General features: G+C 37.6%; 24 protein-coding genes and 1 tRNA gene. 16 read left to right on the forward strand and 9 right to left on the reverse strand.

Features of this window, described 5'->3' with window-relative positions; translation table 11 throughout:
- Positions 1–12: 12 nt before the first annotated feature.
- The 5 genes from ACZBKJ_RS05750 (at position 13) to ACZBKJ_RS05770 (ending at position 3,649) form a co-directional block, all read left to right on the forward strand.
- A complete protein-coding gene (locus ACZBKJ_RS05750) occupies positions 13–696 on the forward strand; it encodes an AzlC family ABC transporter permease (RefSeq protein WP_463199995.1) in 684 nt (227 codons plus the stop codon).
- 3 nt (positions 697–699) lie between these two features.
- Entirely contained in the window at positions 700–1,047 is a 348-nt protein-coding gene (locus ACZBKJ_RS05755; RefSeq protein WP_463199996.1) for an AzlD domain-containing protein, read from the forward strand.
- Positions 1,048–1,299: 252 nt separating this feature from the next.
- Positions 1,300–2,472, forward strand: a complete 1,173-nt coding sequence (metK, locus tag ACZBKJ_RS05760) for a methionine adenosyltransferase (RefSeq protein WP_463199997.1) — start codon at positions 1,300–1,302, stop codon at positions 2,470–2,472.
- 95 nt (positions 2,473–2,567) lie between these two features.
- Positions 2,568–2,858, forward strand: coding sequence for a DUF3144 domain-containing protein (locus ACZBKJ_RS05765; RefSeq protein ID WP_463200056.1), 291 nt, complete (start codon positions 2,568–2,570; stop codon positions 2,856–2,858).
- A gap of 2 nt (positions 2,859–2,860) precedes the next feature.
- Positions 2,861–3,649: a YdcF family protein gene (locus ACZBKJ_RS05770; RefSeq protein WP_463199998.1), complete on the forward strand. Its 789-nt coding sequence runs from the start codon at positions 2,861–2,863 to the stop codon at positions 3,647–3,649.
- Between the two features lie 53 nt (positions 3,650–3,702).
- On the opposite strand, the gene guaB is transcribed toward ACZBKJ_RS05770, so the two are convergent.
- Positions 3,703–5,172: an IMP dehydrogenase gene (gene guaB / locus ACZBKJ_RS05775; RefSeq protein WP_463199999.1), complete on the reverse strand. Its 1,470-nt coding sequence runs from the start codon at positions 5,170–5,172 to the stop codon at positions 3,703–3,705.
- A 587-nt stretch (positions 5,173–5,759) separates the two neighbouring features.
- On the opposite strand from guaB, the gene ACZBKJ_RS05780 reads away from it, so the two are divergent.
- Positions 5,760–6,863, forward strand: a complete 1,104-nt coding sequence (locus ACZBKJ_RS05780) for a WG repeat-containing protein (RefSeq protein WP_463200000.1) — start codon at positions 5,760–5,762, stop codon at positions 6,861–6,863.
- Positions 6,864–6,944: 81 nt separating this feature from the next.
- Here the strand turns inward: ACZBKJ_RS05780 and ACZBKJ_RS05785 are convergent.
- The 3 genes from ACZBKJ_RS05785 to ACZBKJ_RS05795 all read right to left on the reverse strand — a co-directional run bounded on the left by ACZBKJ_RS05785 (position 6,945) and on the right by ACZBKJ_RS05795 (position 9,489).
- Positions 6,945–7,020, reverse strand: a tRNA-Gln gene (locus tag ACZBKJ_RS05785).
- Between the two features lie 58 nt (positions 7,021–7,078).
- A complete protein-coding gene (cysS, locus tag ACZBKJ_RS05790) occupies positions 7,079–8,494 on the reverse strand; it encodes a cysteine--tRNA ligase (RefSeq protein WP_463200001.1) in 1,416 nt (471 codons plus the stop codon).
- Between the two features lie 53 nt (positions 8,495–8,547).
- Positions 8,548–9,489: a hypothetical protein gene (locus tag ACZBKJ_RS05795; RefSeq protein ID WP_463200002.1), complete on the reverse strand. Its 942-nt coding sequence runs from the start codon at positions 9,487–9,489 to the stop codon at positions 8,548–8,550.
- A 191-nt stretch (positions 9,490–9,680) separates the two neighbouring features.
- Between ACZBKJ_RS05795 and ACZBKJ_RS05800 the strand changes: the two genes are divergently transcribed.
- From ACZBKJ_RS05800 to ACZBKJ_RS05830, 7 genes are all read left to right on the forward strand, one after another.
- On the forward strand, positions 9,681–10,508 hold the full coding sequence (locus tag ACZBKJ_RS05800) for a methyltransferase domain-containing protein (protein WP_463200004.1): 828 nt from the start codon (positions 9,681–9,683) through the stop codon (positions 10,506–10,508).
- A 78-nt stretch (positions 10,509–10,586) separates the two neighbouring features.
- Positions 10,587–13,025 carry an endopeptidase La gene (gene lon, locus ACZBKJ_RS05805; RefSeq protein ID WP_463200005.1) on the forward strand — a complete coding sequence of 813 codons (2,439 nt, stop codon included), beginning with the start codon at positions 10,587–10,589 and terminating at the stop codon, positions 13,023–13,025.
- A 106-nt stretch (positions 13,026–13,131) separates the two neighbouring features.
- Complete coding sequence (locus tag ACZBKJ_RS05810) at positions 13,132–13,746, forward strand: inner membrane-spanning protein YciB (RefSeq protein ID WP_463200006.1); 615 nt, start codon at positions 13,132–13,134, stop codon at positions 13,744–13,746.
- 22 nt (positions 13,747–13,768) lie between these two features.
- On the forward strand, positions 13,769–14,077 hold the full coding sequence (locus ACZBKJ_RS05815; protein ID WP_463200007.1) for a YciI family protein: 309 nt from the start codon (positions 13,769–13,771) through the stop codon (positions 14,075–14,077).
- A complete protein-coding gene (locus tag ACZBKJ_RS05820) occupies positions 14,070–14,603 on the forward strand; it encodes a hypothetical protein (protein WP_463200008.1) in 534 nt (177 codons plus the stop codon). Before ACZBKJ_RS05815 ends, ACZBKJ_RS05820 begins: the two co-directional genes overlap by 8 nt.
- A gap of 5 nt (positions 14,604–14,608) precedes the next feature.
- Positions 14,609–16,492, forward strand: coding sequence for a tRNA (5-methylaminomethyl-2-thiouridine)(34)-methyltransferase MnmC2 (gene mnmC2, locus ACZBKJ_RS05825; protein WP_463200009.1), 1,884 nt, complete (start codon positions 14,609–14,611; stop codon positions 16,490–16,492).
- Positions 16,493–16,534: 42 nt separating this feature from the next.
- Entirely contained in the window at positions 16,535–17,257 is a 723-nt protein-coding gene (locus tag ACZBKJ_RS05830; protein WP_463200010.1) for a ribonuclease HII, read from the forward strand.
- Positions 17,258–17,267: 10 nt separating this feature from the next.
- Here the strand turns inward: ACZBKJ_RS05830 and ACZBKJ_RS05835 are convergent, their stop codons facing one another.
- The 5 genes from ACZBKJ_RS05835 to ACZBKJ_RS05855 all read right to left on the reverse strand — a co-directional run bounded on the left by ACZBKJ_RS05835 (position 17,268) and on the right by ACZBKJ_RS05855 (position 23,187).
- Positions 17,268–17,474: a hypothetical protein gene (locus ACZBKJ_RS05835; protein WP_463200011.1), complete on the reverse strand. Its 207-nt coding sequence runs from the start codon at positions 17,472–17,474 to the stop codon at positions 17,268–17,270.
- A 4-nt stretch (positions 17,475–17,478) separates the two neighbouring features.
- A complete protein-coding gene (locus ACZBKJ_RS05840) occupies positions 17,479–18,693 on the reverse strand; it encodes an RtcB family protein (RefSeq protein WP_463200012.1) in 1,215 nt (404 codons plus the stop codon).
- Positions 18,694–19,201: 508 nt separating this feature from the next.
- Positions 19,202–21,271 (reverse strand): UvrD-helicase domain-containing protein, encoded by a 2,070-nt coding sequence (locus ACZBKJ_RS05845; RefSeq protein WP_463200014.1) that lies wholly within the window; start codon positions 21,269–21,271, stop codon positions 19,202–19,204.
- A 21-nt stretch (positions 21,272–21,292) separates the two neighbouring features.
- Positions 21,293–22,147 carry an EamA/RhaT family transporter gene (locus ACZBKJ_RS05850; RefSeq protein WP_463200015.1) on the reverse strand — a complete coding sequence of 285 codons (855 nt, stop codon included), beginning with the start codon at positions 22,145–22,147 and terminating at the stop codon, positions 21,293–21,295.
- 50 nt (positions 22,148–22,197) lie between these two features.
- On the reverse strand, positions 22,198–23,187 hold the full coding sequence (locus ACZBKJ_RS05855) for a polyprenyl synthetase family protein (protein ID WP_463200016.1): 990 nt from the start codon (positions 23,185–23,187) through the stop codon (positions 22,198–22,200).
- A gap of 225 nt (positions 23,188–23,412) precedes the next feature.
- Here ACZBKJ_RS05855 and ACZBKJ_RS05860 point away from each other — a divergent pair, with 225 nt between their 5' ends.
- The 3 genes from ACZBKJ_RS05860 to ACZBKJ_RS05870 all read left to right on the forward strand — a co-directional run bounded on the left by ACZBKJ_RS05860 (position 23,413) and on the right by ACZBKJ_RS05870 (position 26,877).
- The gene (locus tag ACZBKJ_RS05860; protein WP_463200017.1) at positions 23,413–23,808 is read left to right on the forward strand and encodes a hypothetical protein; all 396 of its coding nucleotides are present in this window, start codon (positions 23,413–23,415) and stop codon (positions 23,806–23,808) included.
- Positions 23,809–24,013: 205 nt separating this feature from the next.
- Positions 24,014–25,057 (forward strand): alcohol dehydrogenase AdhP, encoded by a 1,044-nt coding sequence (gene adhP / locus ACZBKJ_RS05865; protein ID WP_463200018.1) that lies wholly within the window; start codon positions 24,014–24,016, stop codon positions 25,055–25,057.
- 293 nt (positions 25,058–25,350) lie between these two features.
- Complete coding sequence (locus ACZBKJ_RS05870) at positions 25,351–26,877, forward strand: vWA domain-containing protein (protein ID WP_463200057.1); 1,527 nt, start codon at positions 25,351–25,353, stop codon at positions 26,875–26,877.
- Positions 26,878–26,899: the final 22 nt, after the last annotated feature.

Raw genomic sequence — 26,899 nt, forward strand, 5'->3', positions numbered from 1 at the left:
AACTGGATTATCATGACTACACATGCGTTTTTAAAAGGTTGTCAGTCTGCCATTCCAATCACTTTAGGTTATATTCCTGTTGGCATTGCCTTTGGGCTGGCTTGTGCATCTGCAGGCATGCCTGCATGGATTGCCATTTTTATGAGTGTATTTATTTATGCTGGCGCCAGTCAATTTTTGCTTTTGGCATCCATGACTAGTGGAGCCAGCATTGGAGCGGTGATTGGACTGTGTGCTTTATTAGATAGTCGTCATCTACTGTATGCTCCACTAATTAAACGTCATCTAAAATCCAATCAAAATATTTTACCTGCCTCGCCCCTAATTACTGATGAAGTATTTGCGACCGCTTTAGCGGATTTGGATAAAATTGACCATCAAAAATCTTGGTTTTGGGGATTATCGCTGACTGCTTGGTTATCATGGTGGCTAAGTACTGTTGCAGGCGTTTTTGGTGGAAAAATTTTATCAGCTTATCCTTTGATGAATGAAGTGATGAATTTTGCTTTTGTGGCATTATTTGTTTCTTTGACTGCTCAAAGCTATCATAAAAACCCCAGCCATCGACTGATTATTATATTTGCAGGACTGATTGCACTGATGTGTGTATTTTTTGGGCACGCACAAATGGCAATTTTAGCAGCAGCGGTTGGTGCGTTTTTAGCCAGTTTGCTTCAAAACCGACTCAAGGGATAAATCATGATTGACCAAGACAAATTTATTTTGCTAGTAATTGCGGTGATTACGATGGTAATTTTAACCGCACTATCTCGAGTTTTGCCATTTTTGTTATCTGATAAACTGCCAATCATGCGGTTTTTTATGCGACCTGATTCGCCCATTACGCCACTTGGTGGGGCAATTATTAGTGCTATGACTGTCGTCTTAACCTTGCCTTTTATCCAACACGCCACAAGTGAACGTATTTTTCCTACTGTATGCGGCGCTGTGTTAACTGTTATCACCACTATAAAAGGCATTAATACTGGATTTGCGGTACTGATTGGTATGATAGGATATTTACTGGCAAAACTCATAGTTGGTTAAAACATAATTAATTTTCATCTTATTTATTTTTTATCAAATTTTATTAAATAAAGGCTTTGATAAAACATAGTAATTTAGTTGGTTTTACCGTATAATGCTCTTCATATTTCTAAATTTTGTTTTTTAAATTTAGCATCCACCTTACAAAGCCTATTTTTCTGTCCAGCCTAATATTGGAAAATATCCAACGACGAAAAGCGACCAGAAATTTGTAAGTTTTTTTATTATTTTCTTTATTTTCAAGTTGTTATCATGAATTATTCATTATTTACCTCAGAGTCTGTCAGTGAAGGGCATCCTGACAAGATGGCAGACCAGATATCAGATGCGATTTTAGATGCGATTTTAGCCCAAGATAAAAATGCTCGAGTTGCCTGTGAGACTTTAACCAAAACAGGAGCGGTGATTTTAGCTGGAGAAATCAGCACCCACGCCAATGTAGATGTTGAAGCAATTGTACGCGATACAGTGAATAAAATTGGTTATAATCATTCAGATTTAGGGTTTGATGGTAATAGCTGTGCCGTCATCAACATGTTAGGCAAACAATCGCCAGAGATTGCACAGGGCGTAGATAGAAGCCACCCTGAAGAGCAAGGAGCAGGTGACCAAGGTTTGATGTTTGGTTATGCAACCACCGAAACAGAAGTGCTGATGCCAGCACCCATTGAGCTAGCTCATCGCTTAATGGAGCGTCAAGCCAGTCTTAGAAAACAAGGTATTTTACCTTGGTTACGTCCTGATGCTAAAGCTCAGGTTAGTTTGCGTTACGACCAAAACCATCGCCCTATTGCCATTGATGCACTGGTCGTTTCTACCCAGCACGACCCAGACATTCAGCAAGCAGATTTACATGAAGCGGTCATGGAAGAAATTATCAAAAAAACCATTCCTACCGAATTACTTCATGCCCATACCAAATATCACATCAACCCAACCGGTAAATTTGTCATCGGCGGACCGGTTGGTGATGCCGGATTGACCGGGCGAAAAATCATTGTAGATACTTATGGTGGCATGGCACGCCATGGCGGTGGCGCATTTAGCGGTAAAGACCCATCCAAAGTGGATAGAAGCGCTGCTTATGCCGGTCGCTATGTTGCCAAAAACATTGTTGCTGCTGGGCTTGCTGAACGCATTGAAGTACAAGTTAGTTATGCTATCGGGGTTGCTGAACCAACATCCATTTCAGTTAATACGTTTGACACCGGCAAAGTCAGTAATGATGAATTAATTCGCTTGATTCGCACACATTTTGATTTGCGACCTTATGGCATTACTCACATGTTAAATTTATTACAACCTATGTACCAAATGACTGCAAGTTATGGGCATTTTGGACGCCATGGTAGTGATTCTGCATTTACTTGGGAAAAAACCGATAAAGCAGAAATTTTGCGAGCCGATGCTAATTTTGGTCAATAATCAAAGGAATCATTATGTCAAATCAGACACTCAATCAAGCCATCAAAGACGCTTTAAACACTCAAAACCAAGACCCCTCAGAACAAGTTGCACAAATGCCTGCAGACATGCATGCATTTTTTGAAAGAGCTGATCAATTTATCACTCTTGCCAACAGTCTCTTATCACCAAATTCGCATTCAGGGCAAGTGGCAGCATCATTGACTTATGCGGCAGCGCGTTTTGCAACTTCGGCTGCTAGCGTTGGTTTTGTTAAGGGTAGCGACTTTGCAAAAGAAAAAGCAGATATTATTGAATTTTGCACACAGCAATATCAAAAAATGCTCTCTGATAACATCGATGATTACGCTGAAAATTTTGAAAAATACACTGGTATTAAAGGCTAATTTTGATAGATAACATCAGCGGTTTATTTCGCCATATGCTTCTTTTTATTGGTTTTGCTATGGCGATTTACTCAATTTATTTGTTTTTATTATCAAAAATCCATTTGGGCACTGTTTTGCCGTTTTTTATTGGTCTGGGTTTTATTGGTTATGGATTATTTGCTGATAACTTATGGCAATTTGCTGCCCAAAAACCATTTTTAAGTGCATCCATTAAGGTGTTTTTTGGACTGTTTTGGCTTTGGCTTATCAGCGTATTTGTCTTTTTTGGAAAAATCAGCACAATCACACATCAAAATCAGCAAACCACGCCATCGGTTATCATTGTTTTAGGCAGTAGAGCCAATCAAGGCATACCTTCTTTGGCATTAAAAAACCGTCTAGATACTGCTTTTACTGTTCATCAAAATCATCCAAACGCGTGGATTTTGGTAACAGGTGGCGTTGATTTTGGTGAAACCATCAGTGAAGCACAAGCCATGGCAAATTATTTAAAAACCACTTATCAAATTGATGGTCAAAAAATTTTATTAGAAGATAAAAGCACCAGCACCCAATTAAACCTAGAAAACAGCTTGCCAATTTTACAGACCAAACAACTTAACAAACAAAGCCCAATCATTATTGTAACCAGCGATTTTCATGCGCCACGCACTCGACTAATTGCTCAAAAGCAAGGGTTTGATAATTTTACGATAACAAGTGCGCCTACTCCATTACAGACACGTTATCACTCTTGGCTTAGAGAATATTTTGCGTTTATCAGTGGTTTTATTTTAAATGAATATTAGTACAGCTAAAAAAATCCGCCCAATCAACAGGCGGATTTTTTATCAAAATATCATCAATTTTGACGATAATTGGGCGCTTCTTTAGTAATTTGCACGTCATGAACATGAGATTCTTTCATGCCAGCAGAGGTTACTTTAACAAACTGGGTTTTACTGCGCATTTCGTTAATGGTTTTGCAACCTGTATAACCCATACTAGAACGAAGTCCTCCAACCATTTGGCTGATAATCCCTGATACAGAACCCTTATAAGGTACACGTCCTTCAATACCTTCTGGAACCAGTTTTTCTACACCTTCTTTTGCGTCTTGAAAATAACGGTCAGATGAACCATTTTGTCCACTCATCGCTCCTAAAGACCCCATACCACGATATGCTTTATAATAACGACCTTGATAAAGTTCCATATCGCCAGGCGCTTCTTCTGTGCCAGCCAAAAGACTGCCTACCATAATACAGCTCGCTCCTGCAGCAAGTGCTTTGGCAATATCGCCACTAAAACGAATACCGCCATCGGCAATCAGTGGAATGCGTTCGTTTAACGCTGTTGCTACGTTATCAATCGCAGAAATTTGCGGTACGCCAATTCCTGCAATAATTCGGGTAGTACAAATAGAACCAGGTCCAATACCAACTTTAACTGCATCAGCGCCTGCATCTGCAAGCATAAGTGCCGCTTCGCCTGTAGCAATATTGCCACCAATCACTTGCAAACTAGGATAATTTTTCTTAACCCATGCGACACGGTCAATCACGCCCTTACTGTGTCCATGAGCGGTATCAACCACAATCACATCAACACCTGCATCATACAACGCTTCAACACGAGCTTCTGTTTCTGCACCCGTACCAACAGCCGCCCCTACACGCAAGCGACCTTTAGAATCTTTGCAAGAATTAGGGTTATTTTCAGCTTTGGTAAAGTCATTTACCGTAATCAGCCCTTTTAAACGAAACTCATCATCAATCACCACAACTTTTTCAATACGGTGTTCATGTAGTAAACGTTTGATATTTTCGGTGCTTTCACCTTCTTTGACAGTTACCAATTTTTCTTTTGGCGTCATAATATTAGCAACTGGCAAATCCAAATTGGTCTCAAAGCGCAAATCTCTATGGGTAACAATACCTACTACGTGGCGATTTTCATCAATCACAGGCACGCCACTGATGTTGTGTTTTTTAGTGATGGCCAAAAGCTCGCCAACAGTTACATCAGGTGTTGCAGTCACAGGGTCAGAAACCGTGCCAGATTCAAATTTTTTTACATGACGCACTCGGCTTGCCTGACGCTCAATGGTCATATTTTTATGCAAAATTCCCATACCGCCCAGTTGAGCCATAGCAATTGCCATTTTGGCTTCAGTTACGGTGTCCATTGCTGACGAAATTACAGGAATGTTCAAATTAATATCTTTGGTGAGTCTGGTGGTTAAAATGGTATCTTTTGGCAAAACTTCAGAATATGCAGGTAATAGTAGTACATCATCAAAAGTTAAGGCTTCATAAGCAATTCTTAGCATAAAATATCCTTGAAAACTTGCACTGCCCAAAAACCAAAAAAGACCAGACGTTTTTTCGCCTAGTCTTTGAAATCTATAAGATAATTGGTATTATGAGTGCTAAACATCATGACCATTATTGGTTTGAAATTAGCAGGTCATTATAATTTATTCAATCATAATTAGCAAGCAAAACCATCTTATCAACTTATCTTTTTTATGATTGTATGGATTTTTTTGCTTTTTATTGGTGTTTTTAAAACTTCTTTTTAAACTTAACTAACACACTCTATCAATCAAAACTAACACACTCTATCAATCAAAACTAACACACTCTATCAATCAAAGCAGGAACGGATTTGGTGTAAGTTTGTGCAGTTACAATAAAAGATTGTCAAAGGCGCAAACATTTAATTAGTCATAAAAAAAATTTTACTATAAACCCGCCATGCCACCTAAAATAATAACTTTAACTTATTTTTATAATTTGTGATTTTTTTGGAAAAAAATTTTTATCAAAAGAAATATTTTAACAACATCTAATAAATTTTGGTTATAATATTTTTGTTTATAAGTCTTTGATTAATGTCCAATAAATAGGAGATAATATGAAATTTTATGGCTTATCTGCGCTTTTTGCAGCTTTATGTTTGGTTTGTTTGCCCGCCACTGCAAATGTAACTGAATTTGATAAAATGATTAAAAGATCAAAAGTTCATCACAGTCAAATTATCCAAAAAGATAAAAAATACGCCATCCAAGACAGTATCACGGGTGAAATGTTAACGCCGTTTTATAAAAGCATCACTTGCTGGGAAGAAACAGAACCCTGTCAAGTTGAACAAGTGGCAGACAAAACCATTCGTTATGATGGTGAAGAATTCCCCACTTATCATCAAGGGGTGATTGATTGGCGCGGTAAAGCCATCATCAAACCAGAATATGAAAGAGTTGATATTCGCAGTGATGGCTTTATTTTAGTTACCAAAAACCAAAATGGTGATATGACCTATGGTTTATTTGATATAAAAGGCAGAGAAATTTTGCCATTTAGTAAGCGTTTTGTTGGGTATTTTTCAGAAGGCGTAGCAACCTTTTTTCTTGATGATGAAACCAATCAAAATCAAACAGGGGCTGCTAGTCGTAAATATGGGCTAATAGATAGTAAAGGTAAAGAACTTATTGCCGCAAAATACGACAATTTAAACCCTTCTCGTTTTGGGTTATTGCATGCTGAAATTTTTGACTCTCAAACTAACGAGGTTAAAAATGGCTATATTGATAAACATGGTAATATCAAAATCCCTTTTGTTTATCAAAATGCTGAAACTTTTAATGAATTTGGTTTGGCAATGGTAGTCATGAACGCGAAGGCTGGTTTTATTAACACAAAAGGCGACGTGATTGTTCCGATTGTTTACGACGGAGCTATGGCGTTAAGCAAAAACCACTTTTTGGTCAGAAAAGATGGCAAATATGGCATTATTGATGATAAAAATAAAGCAGTTACTGCTTTAGACTATGATGGTATTCGATTGATACCAACTGAATTTTTATCAGAAGACAGCCAAGATAAAGGTATCATAGTAATACTTAAAAAAGACAATCAACTTATGGCAATAGATGAAACAGGCAAAATTGTTATAAAGTCCAGCAGTAATTACCATGACCTTATCAATGAGCTTGAAAAAATCTACCATAAATCAAAATAATTTAAAAAAATAAAAAACCAATCACTAGGATTGGTTTTTTATTTTCAACTAACTAAAGGAGCTACATTATGTTTTATATAATGGCAGGGGTAGCTGGACTCGAACCAACGAATGTCAGGATCAAAACCTGATGCCTTACCAACTTGGCGATACCCCTATATGGCGCGCTATTATAGCAAAATTTTAAAACAATGCAAGTATTTTTTAATTTTTACTTACACTCGTCGCCAAGTTGTACCTGTACGACTGTCTTCTAGCTCGATACCCAAAGCTTTTAACTCTTGACGAATGCTATCAGCCAATGCAAAGTTTTTATCGGTTTTGGCTTGTTTGCGCTCAGCGATTTTTTGTAGAATTTGCAGCTCAGACAGTCCATTATCGCTAACATCGGCTTGTAAAAATTTCTGTGGCGGCAATTGAGTAATGTTTAGTGAGTGCGCCAAGGTTTTTAATGAACAGGCAAAATACAGTACTTTTTCTTTGTTATCATCTCGGGCTGCTTTATTGATTTCACCAGCCAAACCAAACAGAACACTTACGGCTTTGGCAGTATTAAAATCATCATTCATAGCTTGAGAAAATGCTTGCCCATATTCATTTTGCCAAAGCGTATTTTGAACGGTAATTTCAGCAAATTGTTCGGCAGATTTTAAAGCCTGATATAGACGCGACAAGGCGTTATGAGCTTCTTTAAGAGCTGCGTCGGAAAAATTAATTGGATTTCTATAATGGCTGGATAAAATAAAAAAGCGAATCGTCTCAGGATGAAAGTCTTTGAGCACATCTTTAATGGTAAAAAAATTACCCAAGGATTTACTCATTTTTTCGCCATCAACATTCACAAAGCCAACATGCAGCCAATGATTAGCATAGGTTTTACCAGTTGCTCCTTCACTTTGAGCAATTTCATTTTCATGATGAGGAAAAGTCAAATCATGACCACCACCATGAATATCAAAGGTTTCACCAAGGCAGCAAGTGCTCATTGCCGAACATTCAATATGCCAGCCTGGGCGACCCAATCCAAATGGTGACTGCCAGTGTGGTTCTGATGGTTTGGCGGTTTTCCATAACACAAAATCAAAAGGATTATGTTTATCTAAAACGCTATCCACGCGCTCGCTTGCACCCGCCTGCATTTGCTCCAGACGACGCTTGGATAATTTACCATAATCAGAAAATTTATCTACTGCATAATAGACATCACCACTCTCACCTTGGTAAGCTAACTGTTTATCCAAAAGCTTACCAATCATTGTCTGCATTTGGGGGATGTATTCGGTAGCTTTTGGTTCTTGATTAGGACGCAAACAGCCTAAAATATCAGCATCTTCATGCATGGCTTTAATAAAGCGACTTGTTAGCTCACCAATACTTTCGCCATTTTCGTTGGCACGTTTGATAATTTTATCATCAATATCGGTAATATTGCGCACATAATTAACATCATAACCCAATTGACCAAGCCAGCGGACAATCACATCAAACCCAACCATAACTCGCGCATGACCGATATGACAATAATCATACACCGTCATACCACAGACATAAATGCCAACTTTGCCCTCTATCATTGGGACAAAGGGGCGTTTTTGGGCAGTCAGCGTGTCATATAGATGCAATGTAGTCATAAATTTGCCTTAATGTGATTGTTTTAGGGTTTTACAATGGTTTTGAAGGTCAATTAATACGTATCATCGCCTTCCACAATGGTAATCTCGGTATTGTCATTGTGTGTATGTTGTTTTTTAGATTCAGTAGGCTTACTTTCAGTTTTAGCAGCTGTTTCTGCTGGTTTATCAGCTTTGGTAGCTGGTTTTTCACTTGGTGTTTTTTCTACCTGCTGAACCGTATCAGCTTGTCGTTCATTTTTTGGCACATCATCATCCTGCAAAATGGCATTTTCAGGACGTGGCGGACGACTTTGCTGTTGAATCTGTGGGATTGGTTGAGGCTGTGGAGCTTGGCGAATTGGCACATTTGGTGGTGGCACGATGTGTGTTTGGTGACCAGCATTGTTATTGTCGCGACGTGCCGTTGTGCGATTTTCACTATTAATGGCGGTGGCAGCTTTTGCCAAAACTTTACTGGCAATGGCAAAAATTGGATTTTGTGTATCAATGCTAACGGCTTCACCGTCCACATTAAAGGTAAATTTAGACACCAAACGATTGGCACCAACCAACGCCACGCCTGCTTCAATTGCCTGCTCTTCTAGGCTTGCCACGCGTTCTTTTGCTAAGGTCTTATTAATAAAATTAACATCTTGTTCTGACAAAACAACGTGCAAATCGGCATGGCATTCGCCATTTTCATACACTGCATTTTGAATTTCAATGCCTGTTGTTGCCAATCGCGATTTTAGCTGCTGTTCTAAATTTTTACCTTTAACCTGCGATAAAGCATTTTGCAGCATTTCATCGCCAACAGCAGATACCACGTTATTTTTGATGTTTGGACTATCACAATCAATCAAGGGTCTTGGAGTAACTTCTGGAGTGGCAACTTCTTCTGTTGGCGCTTTAGTTTTGATTTGTTCAGATTCTGGTTTTTCTTTTTTACCACAGCCAATCAAAGCCAAAGTCAAAAAAGAAACCCCCGCTAAATATTTTAATGATGTTTTCATGTGATTTACCTTATTCATTTATTGGTTTGTCAGCACCCATCGATAAACCTTATTGGTGGACAAAATGGGTAAATTATATCATAATCAACCCAACAGTCAGCATATCAAATCTGATAATCGCTATTTTGTTACAAATATTAACTTAAAACATTACGTTAAAATTATCCATCCAAAACAATTGCTAAATTATAATGAATCAACTCATCAATCAATACGACCGTAATTTTGACCCAATTGCTGACCACTTTGCCAAAAAAGTTTACGGCAGTCTCAAGGGACAAATTCGCCTTGCTGTTTTAAATCAGGATATATCAGAGCTGCTAACCCACTTGCCCAATCGCCCTCTAAAAATTTTAGATGTTGGCGCTGGCATGGGGCAAATTAGTTTAAATTTAGCAAAAAATCATCAAGTTACTTTAAATGACATTTCACAAAATATGCTAAATAAAGCTAAAGAGAATGCTCTATCTTTAAGCAGCTCACCAGAATCAAACATTGAACAAAATTTGCGTTTTATTTGTTGCCCTTACCAAGATTTATACAAAAAGCTAACTTGCGAAAAATTTGATGTTATCTTATGTCATGCTTTATTAGAATGGCTTGCCCATCCTGATGAAATTATGGGTTTTTTTGATAACTTTTTGGCAGAAAATGGACTTTTATCTTTGTGTTTTTACAATCCTAGTAGCGTAATTTATCGCAACTTGGTTATGGGAAATTTTTATCAACTAGACACACCAAAACCTGCTACCAAAAAAAGTCTTACTCCCAATAATCCTGTAGCATTTGATGAAGTGCAGCAGTGGCTGAACAACCATAATTATCAAACCTTAATACGTTCTGGAATACGGGTATTTTCCGATTATGCTCCGCTGAAACGTGGCGGGTTAAACCATCCAGATGACGTCATCGCCATGGAATTAAAATACGCTCGCACTGAACCTTTTTGGCGAATGGGTCGTTATTTACATTTGGCTGCTCGTAAAATTACGGATAAATCTGATAAACAATGCTTGTAATTTTAATCTTACACCACCATTAAGCCAATTACTTCAGTAATTATTTACAACAATAACCAAAATTGAGTACGCCATATTATGAATGATAAACCAAAAGACAGTTTGCAACTACCAAGCTTACCACTACTTGCAGTGCGTGATGTGATTGTATATCCTTATATGCAAATCGCTTTGTTTGTTGGGCGCGCCCAATCCCTAACAGCCATTGACATTGCCAAACAAGACTTTGGCGGAACACTGTTTGTGGTATCACAAGAAGATTCTTTAAATGAAGATATTGATGTTAATAATTTATATCAATATGGTACGGTGTGTCGAGTTATCAGCACGATGCCCCATGAATCAGATGAAAATTGCCTAAAAGTACTCATAGAAGGCATTGAGCGGGCAAGACTGATTGACATCAAACAAGCAAACAATAAAGATGGTGCCTTAACAGCAATTTTTGACCCACAAAACCTAGAAAACAGCCTAGACGCCGCGCAAACTGACGAGCAAAAAAGCCAGCTATTATCACTATTTGAAAAATATGGCGAAACCAACCTACGCAATATCCGAGAACTTTTGCAAGTTGCTGTAAACATTGATAATCTTTTAGAACTCACCTATTTTATCGCAACGCGTGTTGCTTTATCATTGTCTCAAAAACAAGAGATTTTAGACAGTGATGACTTACTGGCAATTTGTCAGCGGCTGCAAGAATTTTTTATCAACAATCAAACTGAACAATCCATCGAAAACCAGCTGCAAGAAAGTGTTCGTAAGCAGATGGAAAACAATCATCGAGAATATTTTTTAAATGAAAAAATGAAAGCCATTAAATCAGAATTATCTGATTTAAATAATGGTGCTGATGATGAAGATGGCGAGTTAGAAACACGATTAAAAGAGGCCGACCTACCCCAAGAAGTACGTAAAAAAGCTGAAACTGAATTTAAAAAATTAAAAATGATGCCATCGGCTTCGTCTGAAGCGTCGGTGGTGCGTGGCTATGTAGAATGGATTTTAGATACACCTTGGAACAAATCTACCAAGGTTGCCATCAACCTTGCTAAAGCCAAAGAAACGCTTGATAAAGACCATTATGGTTTAGACGATGTTAAAGACCGTATTTTAGAATATTTAGCGGTACAATCGCGCGTGGATAAAATCAAAGGTCCTATTTTATGTTTGGTTGGACCTCCAGGTGTTGGTAAAACATCACTGGGTGAAAGTATCGCTCGCGCCACAGGTCGTAAATTTGTACGTATGGCACTGGGCGGGGTGCGCGATGAAGCTGAAATTCGTGGACATCGACGCACCTATATTGGCGCAATGCCCGGGAAAATTGTACAGTCTTTATCCAAAGTAGAAGTAAAAAACCCGCTATTTTTACTTGATGAAATTGACAAGATGGCACAGGATTTTCGTGGTGACCCTGCAAGCGCTTTATTAGAAGTGCTTGACCCGTCACAAAATCATAGTTTTAATGACCATTATTTGGATTTGGATTTGGATTTATCTGAAGTTATGTTTATTTGTACTGCCAACAGTATGAATATCCCGCCTGCCTTACTTGACCGTATGGAAGTAATTCGTTTGCCAGGTTATACTGAAGATGAAAAATTAGCCATTGCTAACAATTATTTAACACCGAAAGCCATCAAGCAAAATGGTTTGCACGATAACGAACTTACCATTAGTAATGACGCCATTACTAGCATCATTCGTCATTACACCAGAGAAGCTGGCGTACGAAATCTAGAACGTGAAATTAATAAAATTAGCCGAAAAGCGGTGCGTCATCAAGTAGATACTTATGGCACCAAGCCTAAAAAATCAACTAAAATTGAACCCATTGTTGTTACAGATACCAATATCAGCGATTATTTGGGTGTAAAACCATTTGATTATGGGCTGGCTGAAGAATTGCCCGAGGTTGGTCGCGTTACTGGTCTTGCCTGGACAAGCGTTGGTGGTGAACTGCTCACCATTGAAACAGCAACAATGCCTGGTAAAGGCGAATTAATTTTTACCGGCTCTTTAGGCGATGTAATGAAAGAATCCATTCGAGCGGCAATGAGTGTCGTACGCGCTAAAGGCGACAGTTTTGGCATTGACCACGAAAAATTTAAAGAAACCGATATACATGTACACATGCCTGAAGGAGCAACCCCAAAAGATGGTCCATCTGCAGGGATTGCTTTAACCACGGCTTTAGTCTCTGCATTAACTGGTATTGCCATTCGTGCTGATATTGCCATGACAGGCGAGGTTACATTGCGTGGTAAGGTGCTGAGAATCGGTGGACTAAAAGAAAAACTTCTAGCGGCACATCGTGGAGGCATTAAACACGTTTTGATTCCAAAATCAAACGAGCGAGATTTAACCGAGATTCCTGATAACGTCAAAGAAGGTTTGATTATTGAGTCGGTTGAAACCATTGACCAAGTCTTACAAGCAGCGCTGGTTACAACACCCATCCCCTTGATACCACCAAAAACAGCTAAAACAGACGAACAGGCTTTACGTCATTAATTATAAAAGCCCTATTACCAAATAGGGCTTTTGTTTTTTTACATTGCATATTTTTATATGCGTTTTACGTATATTTTTATACATAATTTTTACCAAATATATTGATATGAAAGCTTTAATTGATTTTATTCCACTGATTGTATTTTTTGTACTCTATAAAAATACTGATAAAAACAATCCAAATCAACCTTTATTGGAATTTTTTGGATTGACAGGTGGCGCTAATAATAATCATATTCTGGTTGCAACTTTGGGTTTAGTGATTGCCACTGCGGTTGTTTATGGCGGTTTATTTATTTACCAAAAATATCGTTTGGATAAACAACAATGGTTTGTTTTATTAATGACAGTTGTTTTTGGCGGACTAACTTTAGCACTTAGCGACGATTATTACATTCGCTTAAAAGCAGTATTGATTAATCTGGCGTTTGGGTTGGGTTTTTTAATTTCGCCTTTATTTATCAAAGACAAAAAACCCGTGGTTTATAAAATGTTCGAACCCATTTTTAATCTTACCACTAAGGGTTGGCAAAAACTCAATCTAGCATGGGCTGGATTATTTTTTGGTATGGCAGGACTACACACTTTTTTTGCCTTTGTTTTTAAAAATGGTGAGTATTGGGGCGAATTTACCGCGTTTGGTGATATGATAGTCATGCTTGCTTTTATGGTTTTGATGTTTATTATTTTGCGCAAAAATTTAAAAACTGATATAAAATAAACAAAATTTTAAGGAGAATAGTATGCCTTTATTTGTTATTATGGGTCATGATACACCAAATAGTACCGAAAAACGTCAAGAAATCCGTCCACAACATTTACAGCGCCTACAAGTCTTACATGCCCAAAATCGTCTGGTCGTTGCAGGTCCTACCCCTATTGAGCACAATGAACCTGCCATGTCAGGAAGTTTGATTATTGCTCATTTTGACAGCTTAGAACACGCTAAAGCATGGGCTGGCGAAGAACCCTATTTATTAGGTGGTGTTTATAGTCATGTGGATGTCAAGCCTTTTGTACAGGTACTACCAAAGGTAGATAATCATGCCTAAAGTTGCCTTTGTTAGCCTGATTTTTATGCTAAGCATGCCAGTTTATGCTGAAAACACAACCAACAATCAAGCCAGTTCAAATGCTCAAACTGCCACAAATACCCCAAGCGCTGAGCAAACACCGCCAGTTAATGCTGAAAAACCTGCCAGCACCGACGCCACAACATCGGCAGCCCAAAATACAGCAGATAATAACGAGGCAAGCTCCAGCGAAAGTGAAACCCCGAGTGATGCTGCTAATACCGCCAATCCACCACCGCCAAGCCCGCACGACCCTAATGCGCCAACTCTTGCCGAACTGCAAGAACCCACCGAAAGTGAATTATCGCTTGCCAACAAAGAATTGCTTGCTAAAAATACTGAACTGGAAAGCAAAGTCAGTGAATTAACCACTCAGGTCAATGTTCTTGTGAATGAGCGTACCGGTCAGCTGTATTTGTACGGCGCTTTGACAGCATTGATTGCTTTTTTTCTAGGGGCGGTTAGTGTGTGGTTTATTTTAAATAAGAAAAAGTCAAACTGGTAAAACAAATGACAACACTCGATGCGGCACAATTGGCTTGGCAAACAGATGACACGGGTCAATTACTTCCTGTCTCTTTAGCCTTTGACGATGTTTATTTTTCTAAAACTGGTGGACTTGATGAAAGCAATTATGTTTTTTTATCAGGCAATCATCTGCCAATACGTTTTAAAAATTTAAAGGAAAATCAAAAATTTACCATTATAGAAACTGGTTTTGGTACAGGATTGAATTTTTTAGCAACTTGTCTTTTATGGTCCAGTCTTGCCCCAAAAAATGCTCGTCTTTATTTTGTCAGCACAGAAAAATTTCCTTTAACTCATACGGATTTATCACTTGCTTTGCAAACTTGGCAAGATACGCCGCTTAAATTTTGGGCAGATAAACTCATTTGTCTTTATCCTTTATTGATTGCAGGCTGCCATCGTTTAGAATTTGGGCAAATCACACTGGATTTATGGTTTGGCGATGCCAAAGAAAGTTTTACCCAAATACATGGGCAAGCGGACGCATGGTTTTTAGACGGTTTTGCTCCAAGCAAAAATAATGAGCTATGGAGCGATGAAATATTTAATCAGATTAAACGACTATCAAAATCTGGTACCACCCTTGCTACATTTACCAGTGCAGGTTTTGTTAAACGTGCTTTGCTAAATATTGGCATGACTGTACAAAAAATAAAAGGCTTTGGGCGCAAACGTGAAATGCTGACCGCGCACTTTGGTGATTATTGTTGTTTTGACGCTCACAAGTTAAGCACCTCATCACAGACAATTAAAACCGCCACCGTGATTGGGGCTGGCGTATCAGGGCTTTTGACCAGTTATGCTCTTGCCAGACGCGGAATTTGTGTTACTTTATTGGATAAAACTTCACCACTTGCAGGTGCATCTGGCAATCCCAAAGCGTTATTTGCACCTAAAATTACACTGCTAAAAGATGTCAAAGACCATTTACCAACCGTCAGTTTTTTATACAGTCAGCGTTTTTATCAAACATTAAATCAGTTAGCCAATACTGAAATTTTTAGTCAAACGGGTGTGATTGATTTTTTATTGCCACACAAAAAAACCCATCAAACACTTAAAAATTTAATTGACGACTATCCTAATGAACTGATTTGCCAGACCGATGACACGATTAATCAACAAATTCCTGATGTCTTAAAGCATACCATCAGTGCATGGATTGAAAAAGCAGGCTTAATTGATACTAAAAAATTAAGTGATTTTATTTTAAGCCATCCTTTGATTAATTTTAAAAAATTTCATGCGGTTACTATTGCTGAAACCAGTCAAATTGTTGAAGTGATGGACGATTTTGATAATAAAATATGCTCAGATATTGCCATTATTTGTTCTGGATTTGAAAGTTATTTATTAGACAGTCAATTATTTAATCCAAGAAAAATTCGTGGTCAAATCTCATATATTCAAAAAACTAATTTACCCAATAAACTAAAAACCCCTATTAAATATGATGGCTATTGTGCGGCTTTTGATGATATTCTTTTAATGGGCGCAAGTTTTATTCGTAATAATACAAATACTGATGTTTCTTTGTCGGAACATGAATTTAATTTAAATAAATTTAATGAAAATATACCCGCCATTGCCAAACAATTAAACCTAAGAACGTGCGACCTAAAAGGACGAGCCAGCATTCGCGCCCAAACTCCCGATTACCACCCAATTATTGGGCAGCTTTTTGGTAAAAAAAGAGTGTTTGCCCTATATGGCATGGGCTCTAAAGGGTTTAGTTTTGCTCCACTGTGTAGTGAAATTTTAGCTGGACTGATTTTTAATGAACCACTTTGTATTTCTCAAAATCTATTGGATAAACTATCCATCCATCGTAAAAGATTGCAAACACCAATCAATCAAAATAACTGATTAACAAAATAAAAGAATTGTATATTAATTTAAGGATAGCCTATGTATTACAATCATACTTCTGATACTTATGATAATCAGTGTAGTATTACAAGCGACTTTACTTTATTGGATGCTATTAAATTAAATTCTAATACACCACTGACATTAGGAATTGATGAGGTGGGTCGTGGGTCATTGTTTGGTCATATGAGCATTTGTGGGGTAATTTTACCCAATGATTTAACTGGTGAATTAGATAAAATAGATTTAAATAACACACCGCTAAAACTCATTAATGACAGTAAAAAATTAACTGAAAAAAGAAGGGAACAATTATACGATAAAATTGACAAACTAAACATTGCTTTAGTTATTGTTGATGTTCCCCATTATATAATTGATTTGGTCAACATTCGCCAAGCAACATTGTTAGGAATGCGACTAGTGATTGAACGGGTTATTCAAGAATACCCATCAAACCTTCTAAACGTACTTATTGATGGCAATGATACACCCAAATTAAGCAAAAGATTTGAATACAATCACGCCAACATTAGCACATTGGTAAAAGGTGATGCCATACACAGCAGCATTGCCTGCGCCAGCATCATGGCAAAAGTTCATCGTGATAGGCAAATGCAAAGATACGATGCCTTATACCCTGAATACAAACTTGGCAGCAATAAAGGCTATGGCAGCAAAGCCCATAGAGAAGCCATTGAAAACTTTGGCGTTTTACCTGAACATCGCCAAAGTTTTGAACCAATAAGAAGTTTACTTTAACATACCCAAATTAAGACCAGATTTGCCTTTTTAATAAAAGTTTGGTTGCTTTTCGGTCTTTTTTATGATGGGTTTTTGGGTTATCTTTATCATGAATGCCACCCTTTTTTAATAAAGGTGTTAAAGCTGATAAATTACGAATTTTTGGTCGTTTATTGGCTTTATTTTGCTCAAAAACCAAAGAACGTTCCATTTTTAATAAATTTTTTAGACTCATTTTTTTAACCTTTAATGCATAAAACCTGCTTTAATGTGTGAACCACTTCCACCAAATCCGCCTGCTTTTGCATCACTTCATCGATGTCTTTATAAGCATGAGGGATTTCATCAATAACACCTTTATCTTTTCGGCATTCAATACCTTGGGTTTGCGCTATCAAATCATCCACCACAAATGTTCGCGCCGCCTTACCACGACTCATTTTTCTACCCGCGCCATGCGAACAAGAGCAAAAACTTTGGGTCTCGCCACGACCACGCACAATATAAGATTTTGCCCCCATAGAACCTGGAATAATGCCAAGTTCACCTGCATAAGCACTGATTGCCCCTTTACGCGTAACATATACCATTTCGCCAAAATGCACCTCTTGACTGATGTAATTATGATGGCAATTGATGGCTTCTTTGGTGATGGTAAAGTGCGGAAAATTAGCGTCTGGTGAATGAAGTGCCTTGATAATTAATCGCATCATTTCTTTACGATTTTCCATCGCATAATCTTGCGCCCATTCTACTGCTTCTAAATAATCGTTAAAATATGAACTACCTTCAGCAAAATAGGATAAATCCCTATCTGGAATATAACCAAATCGTGTTTCATTCTCTTTTTTGGCTAAGGTGATAAAATATTCTCCGATGCAGCTACCAATACCTCGGCTTCCTGAATGCAGCATAATCCAAACATCATCGTTCTCATCAATGCACAATTCAATAAAATGATTGCCGCCACCGAGTGTGCCCAACTGTTTTGCCCAAGTACGGTCAAAATTATTAAGCATTTTTAACAAGCCTTTATGTTTATCAGTAATGCGTTTTAAACGAATCGCCAAAGGGTCTAAAGTGCTCATTTTCGCCATAATTTGTTTGTGCTTAGCAAAACCAACAGGGACATATTTTTCAATTGCTAAACGAGCATTTTTCAGGTTATCAGGCAACTGATTGGCTTTGATGGATAGTCGAAGTGCATTCATGCCACAGCCAATATCCACTCCCACAGCCGCAGGAATGATTGCTTTTTTGGTTGGAATGACACTGCCCACCGTTGCTCCTTTTCCTGTGTGCACATCGGGCATCACCGCAATGTGTGAATGAATAAAGGATAATTGGCTCATCGCATAAAGCTGATTTATCGCTGATTGTTCCACGTCTGTGGTATAAATTTTTACAGGCACGCCCGTTTTGGCATTTTCATTTAAAATAAGCTCAATTGTCATAAATTATTTTCCTATAAAGGAATTTTGTTTTATATAAATTTAAAAAAACAAAATCCCCCATTACTAAAAATAAAACTATTTTTAGTAAAATTAGAATAAAAAAAGATAAATAAAACCCATGTGTTTTTTAAATAAAAAAACACAATTATTTTGAATAAATTTTTACATAATCATTAAAGCAATTAAAGCTGATAAAAAAACGACGTACCACAAGATACGTCGCTTCTTTTAAAGGTATACAGATGTCTAAATTAGTTATAAATCAATCTATTGTATTTAAAAACTAATTAAAACAAATACCCAAACAGCTAAAATGGCTTGTGTGGTTTATGTAATTTACAGAATTTAATAAATAAACAAACATGGTTTTACTCCTTTTTAGCTAATGGGTGAATGGAACACATTTTAAAATAAATTAAATTTAAAATGTAATGAATGGGCATATAATAAAACTTTAAAAATAAAAGTCAAGTATTTTTATTAAAATAATTGATTGTTTAAACCGATTTTAATGTTTGTTTTGCATATTTTGACGTTTTGCAGCAAGCATAGCCTGCATATTTTTTAGGTAATCCGTAGCAATTTGTTCTGGATTTTTATTGCTCTGGGTCTTGGTTTGACGTTCTGGATAATCAATATGTTCACTGGGTAGCTCGTCCAAAAATCGCGAAGGTGTGGTTTGGCGAAAATCTTTACCTGAACGGCGTTTTTTTGCCACCATTAACGTTAATTCATGTTTAGCTCGAGTAATGCCCACATACATTAAACGTCTTTCTTCTTCAATACCATCATCATCTAATGAGTTACGGTGTGGCAAAATATCTTCTTCCACACCAATGATATACACATAATCAAATTCAAGACCTTTGGCGGCATGAAGAGTCATTAAATTGACTTTGTTAGTATTTGCTTCTTCTTGTTGTTGTTCCAACATATCCAACAGTACCAGTTTGCGAATCACTGCATCAATAGTTTTTTCATCGTCATCTTCGGCACGGTTAATCATACTGTTGATGGATGAGTATAACGATTCAATATTATCCAAGCGGTTTTTTTCTTGTTGGGGAGTTTTGCTATCGCCTTTGATATAATCCAAATAACCCGTTTCTTCTATCATCTGACGAATCAAAGGAATGGGGTCAGTGTTCTCATACAAATCACGAGTGAAACGCTCAACAAATTCTGAAAAATCTTGCAATGTATTAGCAGCTTTAGCGCCCAAAGCATTTTTTAAGCCTGCATGACTGCACGCCGATAACAGTGAAATACTATATTCTTGAGCAAAAAGTCCTAACTTTTCCAAACTTGCCGAACCAATCCCGCGTTTTGGAGTGTTAATAATACGCAAAAATGCAGTATCATCATCAGGGTTTAAAATGATTCTTAAATAGCTCATCACATCTTTGATTTCAGTACGTGCAAAAAATGATGTGCCACCCGATAATTTATAAGGAATCTGCAAAGAACGCAGTTCGGCTTCTAAGGCTCGAGCTTGAAAGTTAGAACGATACAAAACCGCATATTGCTCCCAGGTGCCGCTGCGACGGATTCTATGGGTTAAAATTTCTTTGGCAACTTTTTGGGCTTCTGACGTGTCATCGGTACAGGTTAAAACGCGAATTTTTTCACCATGACCTTTGTCAGACCAAAGCTGTTTTTCAAAAATATGTTCATTGTTGGTAATCACTGAATTTGCAGCAGATAAGATACGATTGGTTGAACGATAATTTTGTTCTAACTTAACCACCGTTAAGTGTGGAAAATCCTGCTTTAACAACTGCATATTTTCAGGTTTTGCTCCTCGCCATGCATAGATGGACTGGTCGTCATCACCCACTACAGTAAAACGCGCCTGAACACCTGTTAAGAGTTTGACCAATTCATATTGAGCAGTATTGGTGTCTTGATATTCATCCACCAAAAGATAACGAATGCGATTTTGCCACTTTTGACGAACTTGAGCATTTTCACGCAAAATTTTTACAGGCAGCACAATCAAATCATCAAAATCCACCGCATTATAAGCTCTTAGGTGTCGTTCATATAATTCATACAGATGCGCAAAGATTAAATCTTCTTTTTTATCAATGGTTTGACTGGAATCTTTTGGCTCAATTAAATCATTTTTCCAATCTGAAATCATCTTAATAGCCAATGACAACAAATCGCCTCGCTCTGCTCCACTAAGATTATCTCGCACCATTAATTCAGCCAGTAACCGTTTACTGTCATCAGAATCCATAATGCTAAAGTTGCCTTTTAAAGGGGTATGTAGCAGCTCATAACGCAAAAATTGCAATCCAAAATGGTGAAACGTTGAGATGTTAAGCCCACGTGTTTTTTCACTTGGTAACAGTTTTTGCACCCGCCCTTTCATTTCACGAGCCGCTTTATTGGTAAAGGTCATTGCGGTAATCCGCTCAGCTGGAATGTTGCACTCATTGATAAGATGGGCAATTTTTTGGGTAATAACTGACGTTTTACCAGAACCAGCTCCTGCCAAAACCAATAATGGACCTGAAACATGAAGTAAGGCTTCTTTTTGACGTGGATTTAATTGATTATTATGCTGACTCATAAGAATTATATTGTTAGTAAATTATTGTAAATAAAACAAACACCAAATAGCAATCATACCAATCATGACACCTGACAGATTGATTTTACTGACTTTTTCTTTGAATAAAAACAAACCAACCAAAGTTCCCAAACAAATTACACCAATATTCATACCAGCAAACACTAAGGTTGGGTCGGACTTAAACGCTTGATGAGCTTTGACGTAAAATAAAATATTGGAAAAATTTAAAATACCCAAAATAACACCGCTACCCAAACTTTTAGCTTGCCAAGCAGTTCTTTTGATTAATAAATAACCCAACATAATCACAAAGGCTAGTACAAAAGTAATCAGCAGTGTTACGGAAAACGCATTACCCAGTTTTGACATTTGTTTAAACAAAATATCAATAACACCATACCCCAGCCATACACCTAATAAAACCATAATTGATGATTCAACATCATAAGATTTTTGGATATTTTCTTTATACACCAATAAAAATAAAGCTAAAAAAGCCAGTGTAATACCAATGGCTTTTTGGGTTGTTAGAACTTCATTAAATATTGTAAAAGAAGCAATAATTGGTAAGAACAAAGCCAATCGTTGGGCAGCATCTGATTTGACAATACCAACGCGGTCTACCGCTTTTGCCATAACGATAAAAACACTGGGCAATAATACACCCAGCGCTATAAAAATAAAACTTGGTGCTGTGCCAAATTTGGGTAAACCTTGAGAAAAATCAGGCTTTAAAAATAACAATGCTAAAAAAATAGCTGTCATATAATTGATTAAAATCGCTTGGCGCACATCAATATTTTGCACTCTAACCAATTTTAAAAATATTGAAACTGACACACTCGCAAAAATTGCTAAAATTAAATAACTCAAAACAATCTCCTTATTATTTTATGAATAATTTAAGCATTTTAATCAATACATTAAACCAATCGATGACTGGCAAGTTTGGTTAATTGATAAAGCCCTTTTCGGTATTGATTATTAGGTAAAGACAACAATGCTTTTTGAGCTAAAACGGTTTCCTGTAACGCTCGTTTTGTACAATATTGCAACGCGCCCGACGATTGTACTAGATGAATCAGTTTTAAAGGGTCATCTATTTTGCCTGTTTGTACAGCAATGCGTAATGTATCATAATCGGCAGATTGATTGTTTTTTAGAATTTCTAAGGTTTTGATGATGGGTAGAGTTGGCTTGCCTTCTGCCAAATCATCGCCTAGGTTTTTACCCATGATAGCTGCATCACCACTAAAATCCAAAATGTCATCAATCATTTGAAATGCGTTACCAAAATGATAAGCAAATGCCCCCAATGTATCAGACAAGTCCGCACGGTTTTGTAAAAGTGCGGCGCCAATGGTTGCCATCATAAATAATCGAGATGTTTTACCATCAATAATTTGTAAATAATCGGCTTCGGTGGTTTCTGGATTATGTTGATGCTGCAGCTGCAACACTTCACCTTCAGCAATATCACAGGTGCCATCTGAAAATAACTTTAACAAAGGCAGATTGTTAAATCCTACCAAAAGATTAAAAGAACGGGCAATCAAATAATCTCCCACTAAAACAGCAGTGGCATTATTCCATGTAGCATTTGCGGTTGGTCGCCCCCGTCTTAATCCTGACTCATCGATGACGTCATCATGCACCAGTGTTGCAGTATGCAACATCTCAGTAATTGCCGCAAGTTCCATCGCTTGTGGACGCTGAGTATCTTCCAACATTCGAGCAGTCAAAAGCGTAATCAAAGGTCGCATTCGCTTGCCACCTGCATCAATAACATGTTTAGAAACCTGCATAATCAGACGTACTTTGGAATTTAAGCTGCCAAAAACTTGTTTATCCATAATGGCAAAATCATCAGCAACAATGGCTTGAATGTCAGCATAACTAGGTATGGCGTTCATAAAACTCGCTATTTATTTAGAAAATTATTAACAAATTCAAGCCCGCTATGATAACACAGGCGCGCATTTTACTAAAGCCCAAAGCAAAATGAAATGCAAAAAGTCAGCTAAACCCCTAAAAAATACCAATTATCCAAATATCTATTAAAAGGCAAAAATCATTATATAATTTACAATATGATTTATAGTAAAATGGTCATCTTTTTTAACGCCAAGGATTCAATTATGTCTTTTCAATTAAGTTTTTTCCCCATCAGTGCTGATGACGTTATTAAAGTTGATGAAGGTAAACTCCATTTAGCAGATTATGAGCACCCACAAGAGGCAACGCTGGATTTTTACACTCAAGATTTTATCGATTTAGTTATGAGTGAAATGCTACCTTTGTCTGTTCTGATGACTGAAGGTGATGAGCGATACAGTGAGCAAATTGATGGCGGTATTTATTATAGCACTGGTGCCATTGATGAAATTGTTCATGCTTTTAATGAAACGGATTTAAATAAACTTGCTGACATGTTAGATGGCAATCATGACCATTGTGTAGCAACTTTAACAGAAGTAAAAAATTTATTCAGCCAAGCTCAGGCGAATAATCAAGTTATCATTGGTTTCTTTTAATAATTCATTATGTTATAACATAATATAATTCATTGATTTTTATTGTTTTTTTATTAAAAAATATTTGACTTTAGGTAACTTGCAGAGCATAATTGTGATAGAGAATTTCAATTATTAATGGGTTTGATGTTATTTTCCCATTAATATTAATATTGTGTATTTATCATTATTTTTGATAAATATCATCATCGCCAAGGAGTCTCTCATGACAAAGATGAAAGCAGCTGTTGTTACCCAAAACTGTGATGGCAATGTTGAAATCATTGAAAAAGACATTCGCCCTCTAGAAACCAATGAAGCGCTAGTGGAAGTTGAGTATTGTGGTGTGTGCCACACCGATTTACACGTAGCAGCGGGCGATTATGGCGATAAGCCTGGTCGCGTACTTGGTCATGAGGGCATTGGTATCGTAACAAAAGTTGCAGATGGTGTAAGCACTTTAAACGTTGGTGACCGTGTCAGCATTGCTTGGTTGTTTAAAAGCTGTGGCGCTTGTGAATACTGCAACAGTGGACGCGAAACACTTTGTCGTAGTGTATTAAATGCAGGTTATACCGCCGATGGTGGCATGGCAACCCACTGTATTGTTGATGCAGATTATGCCGTAAAAGTTCCAGAGGGTCTAGACCCTGCCCAAGCAAGTTCCATTACTTGTGCAGGTGTCACCACCTATAAAGGCATCAAGGTTTCAGGTGTTCGTCCAGGTCAATGGATTACCATCTATGGAGCAGGCGGTCTTGGTAATTTGGGTGTACAGTATGCCAAAAAAGTCTTTGGCGCTCACGTCATTGCTGTTGATATTAACGATGATAAATTAGCACTTGCTAAAGAATTGGGGGCAGATTTAGTAGTCAATCCCGCCAAAGAAGATGCTGCTCGCTTTATTCAAGAAAAAACTGGCGGGGCTCATGCTGCAGTAGTCACTGCCGTTTCAAAAGCTGCCTTTAATTCAGCTGTAGATTGTGTGCGTGCTGGCGGTCGTGTCATCGCAATTGGCTTGCCACCTGAAAGCATGGATTTATCCATTCCGCGTCTTGTGTTGGATGGTATTGAGGTGGTTGGTTCGTTGGTTGGCACTCGCCAAGATTTAGCGGAAGCTTTCCAATTTGGTGCTGAAGGCTTGGTTGTACCTGTCGTTCAAAAACGCACACTTTCTGAAGCTAATGAGATTTTTCAGGAAATGAGAGATGGTACAATCCAAGGACGCATGGTTATTGATATGAAAGCTCCTTGTGCTTGCAATCATTAATCTAACATCAACCAATCCAGCAAAGTCAAGTAGTAGCTTGGCTTTGTTTTTTTAATCAATCAAGATGTGTCTTTTTAAATAAAATATCCACTCAAAAAGCTGATTACAAAAGATAATTGTCAAAAGTTTTCTTTTATTTTACAATTAATTAACCTTTATTGAATGGAGTTAATCTTGTGAATCAGTCATCTTTTTTATGGACCTGCGTTTTAACAGCATTAATCGCAGGTTGCACAACAACTGCGCCATCGTCTTCAAATGTCAATACGCCTAAGAGTGCTGCAAAAAAGGAGATGGCTGCTGAGGTAGCCGCCGCCCCTAGCTCTAATATGAATGGTTTTAAACTTAACTACATGACATCGATGATCGTGCAAGATTCATTTATATTAAAACCTGAACAAAATACAGCAAAATATCAGCATTTAGACTCAAACCCCGTCTACAGTGTCGCTAAAACTCCTGTTTCTACGTTCAGTATTGATGTAGATACTGGCAGTTACAGTAATGTACGGCATTTTTTAAACAATGGACATCTGCCGCCAGCAGATGCTGTGCGCGCTGAAGAAATGATAAACTATTTTTCTTATCAATACAAAACACCAACGGATGCCAAACCTTTTGCAGTAAGTAGCAGTGTTGTAGACTCACCATGGAAACCTGAAGCCAAAGTAATTCGTATTGGTATTAAAGGTAAAGAAATAACCACTGAGGCACTTCCACCTGCTAATTTGGTATTTTTGATTGATGTATCTGGCAGTATGTATGGTGAAGAAAAATTAGGGCTTGCCAAGCATACACTTAGACTTTTAACCGAGCAGCTTCGCGAACAAGATTCCATTACGCTTATTACCTACGCCAGTGGCGAACAGGTGCTACTAGAAGCAACTAAAGGCACGCAAGCTAATAAAGATAAAATCCTAAAAGCCATTAATCAGCTTGAAGCGGGTGGCTCTACTCATGGTGAAAGCGCAATCCAGCAAGCTTATCAATCAGCAGAAAAATCCTACATCAAAGGTGGCATTAATCGCATTTTACTTTTAACCGATGGCGATTTCAACGTTGGTATTACTGATTTTCAAACATTAAAAAACATGGTTGCCGAAAAACGCAAATCGGGAATCTCTTTATCTACTTTTGGCTTTGGAACGGATAACTATAACGAGCAGCTCATGGAACAAATTGCCGATGCAGGTGATGGAAATTACAGCTATATTGACACTAAAAACGAGGCAAAAAAAGTATTGCATCGCCAATTGTCATCCACTTTAGCAACCATTGCTCAAGATGTCAAAATACAAGTAGAATTCAATCCTGTTACCGTAAAAGAATATCGTCTAATAGGATACGAAAACCGTTTATTAAAAGAAGAAGATTTTAATAATGATAAAGTTGATGCAGGTGATATTGGGGCAGGACATAGTGTTACGGCATTGTATGAAATCATTCCAGTAGGTAAGCAAGGCTGGTTAAATGAAAGCCATTACCAACAAACACCAACTACAACTGGTAAAAATGACGAATATGCTCACGTTGCCATTCGTTATAAATTGCCCGACCAAAGCCAAAGCAATCTTATCAATATACCCATCAAAAACAAATCCGTGCCTTTTGCCAATGGCGACTCTGACACCCAATGGGCAATAACTGTGGCAAGCTTTGCTGAACTCTTAAAGGGCGGAAAATATTCAGGTGATTTGGATTATCAAGCTGTAAAACAACTGGCTCAAACCAATAAAAGCAATGATAGCTATGGCTTAAAGGCTGAGTTTATTGAACTTGTTGGTATTGCTGACGGCTTAAGTTCAAAAAAACCAAAATAGACACCTATCTATGGTTGATATG

The sequence above is a fragment of the Moraxella sp. I5G genome, from assembly GCF_055193055.1.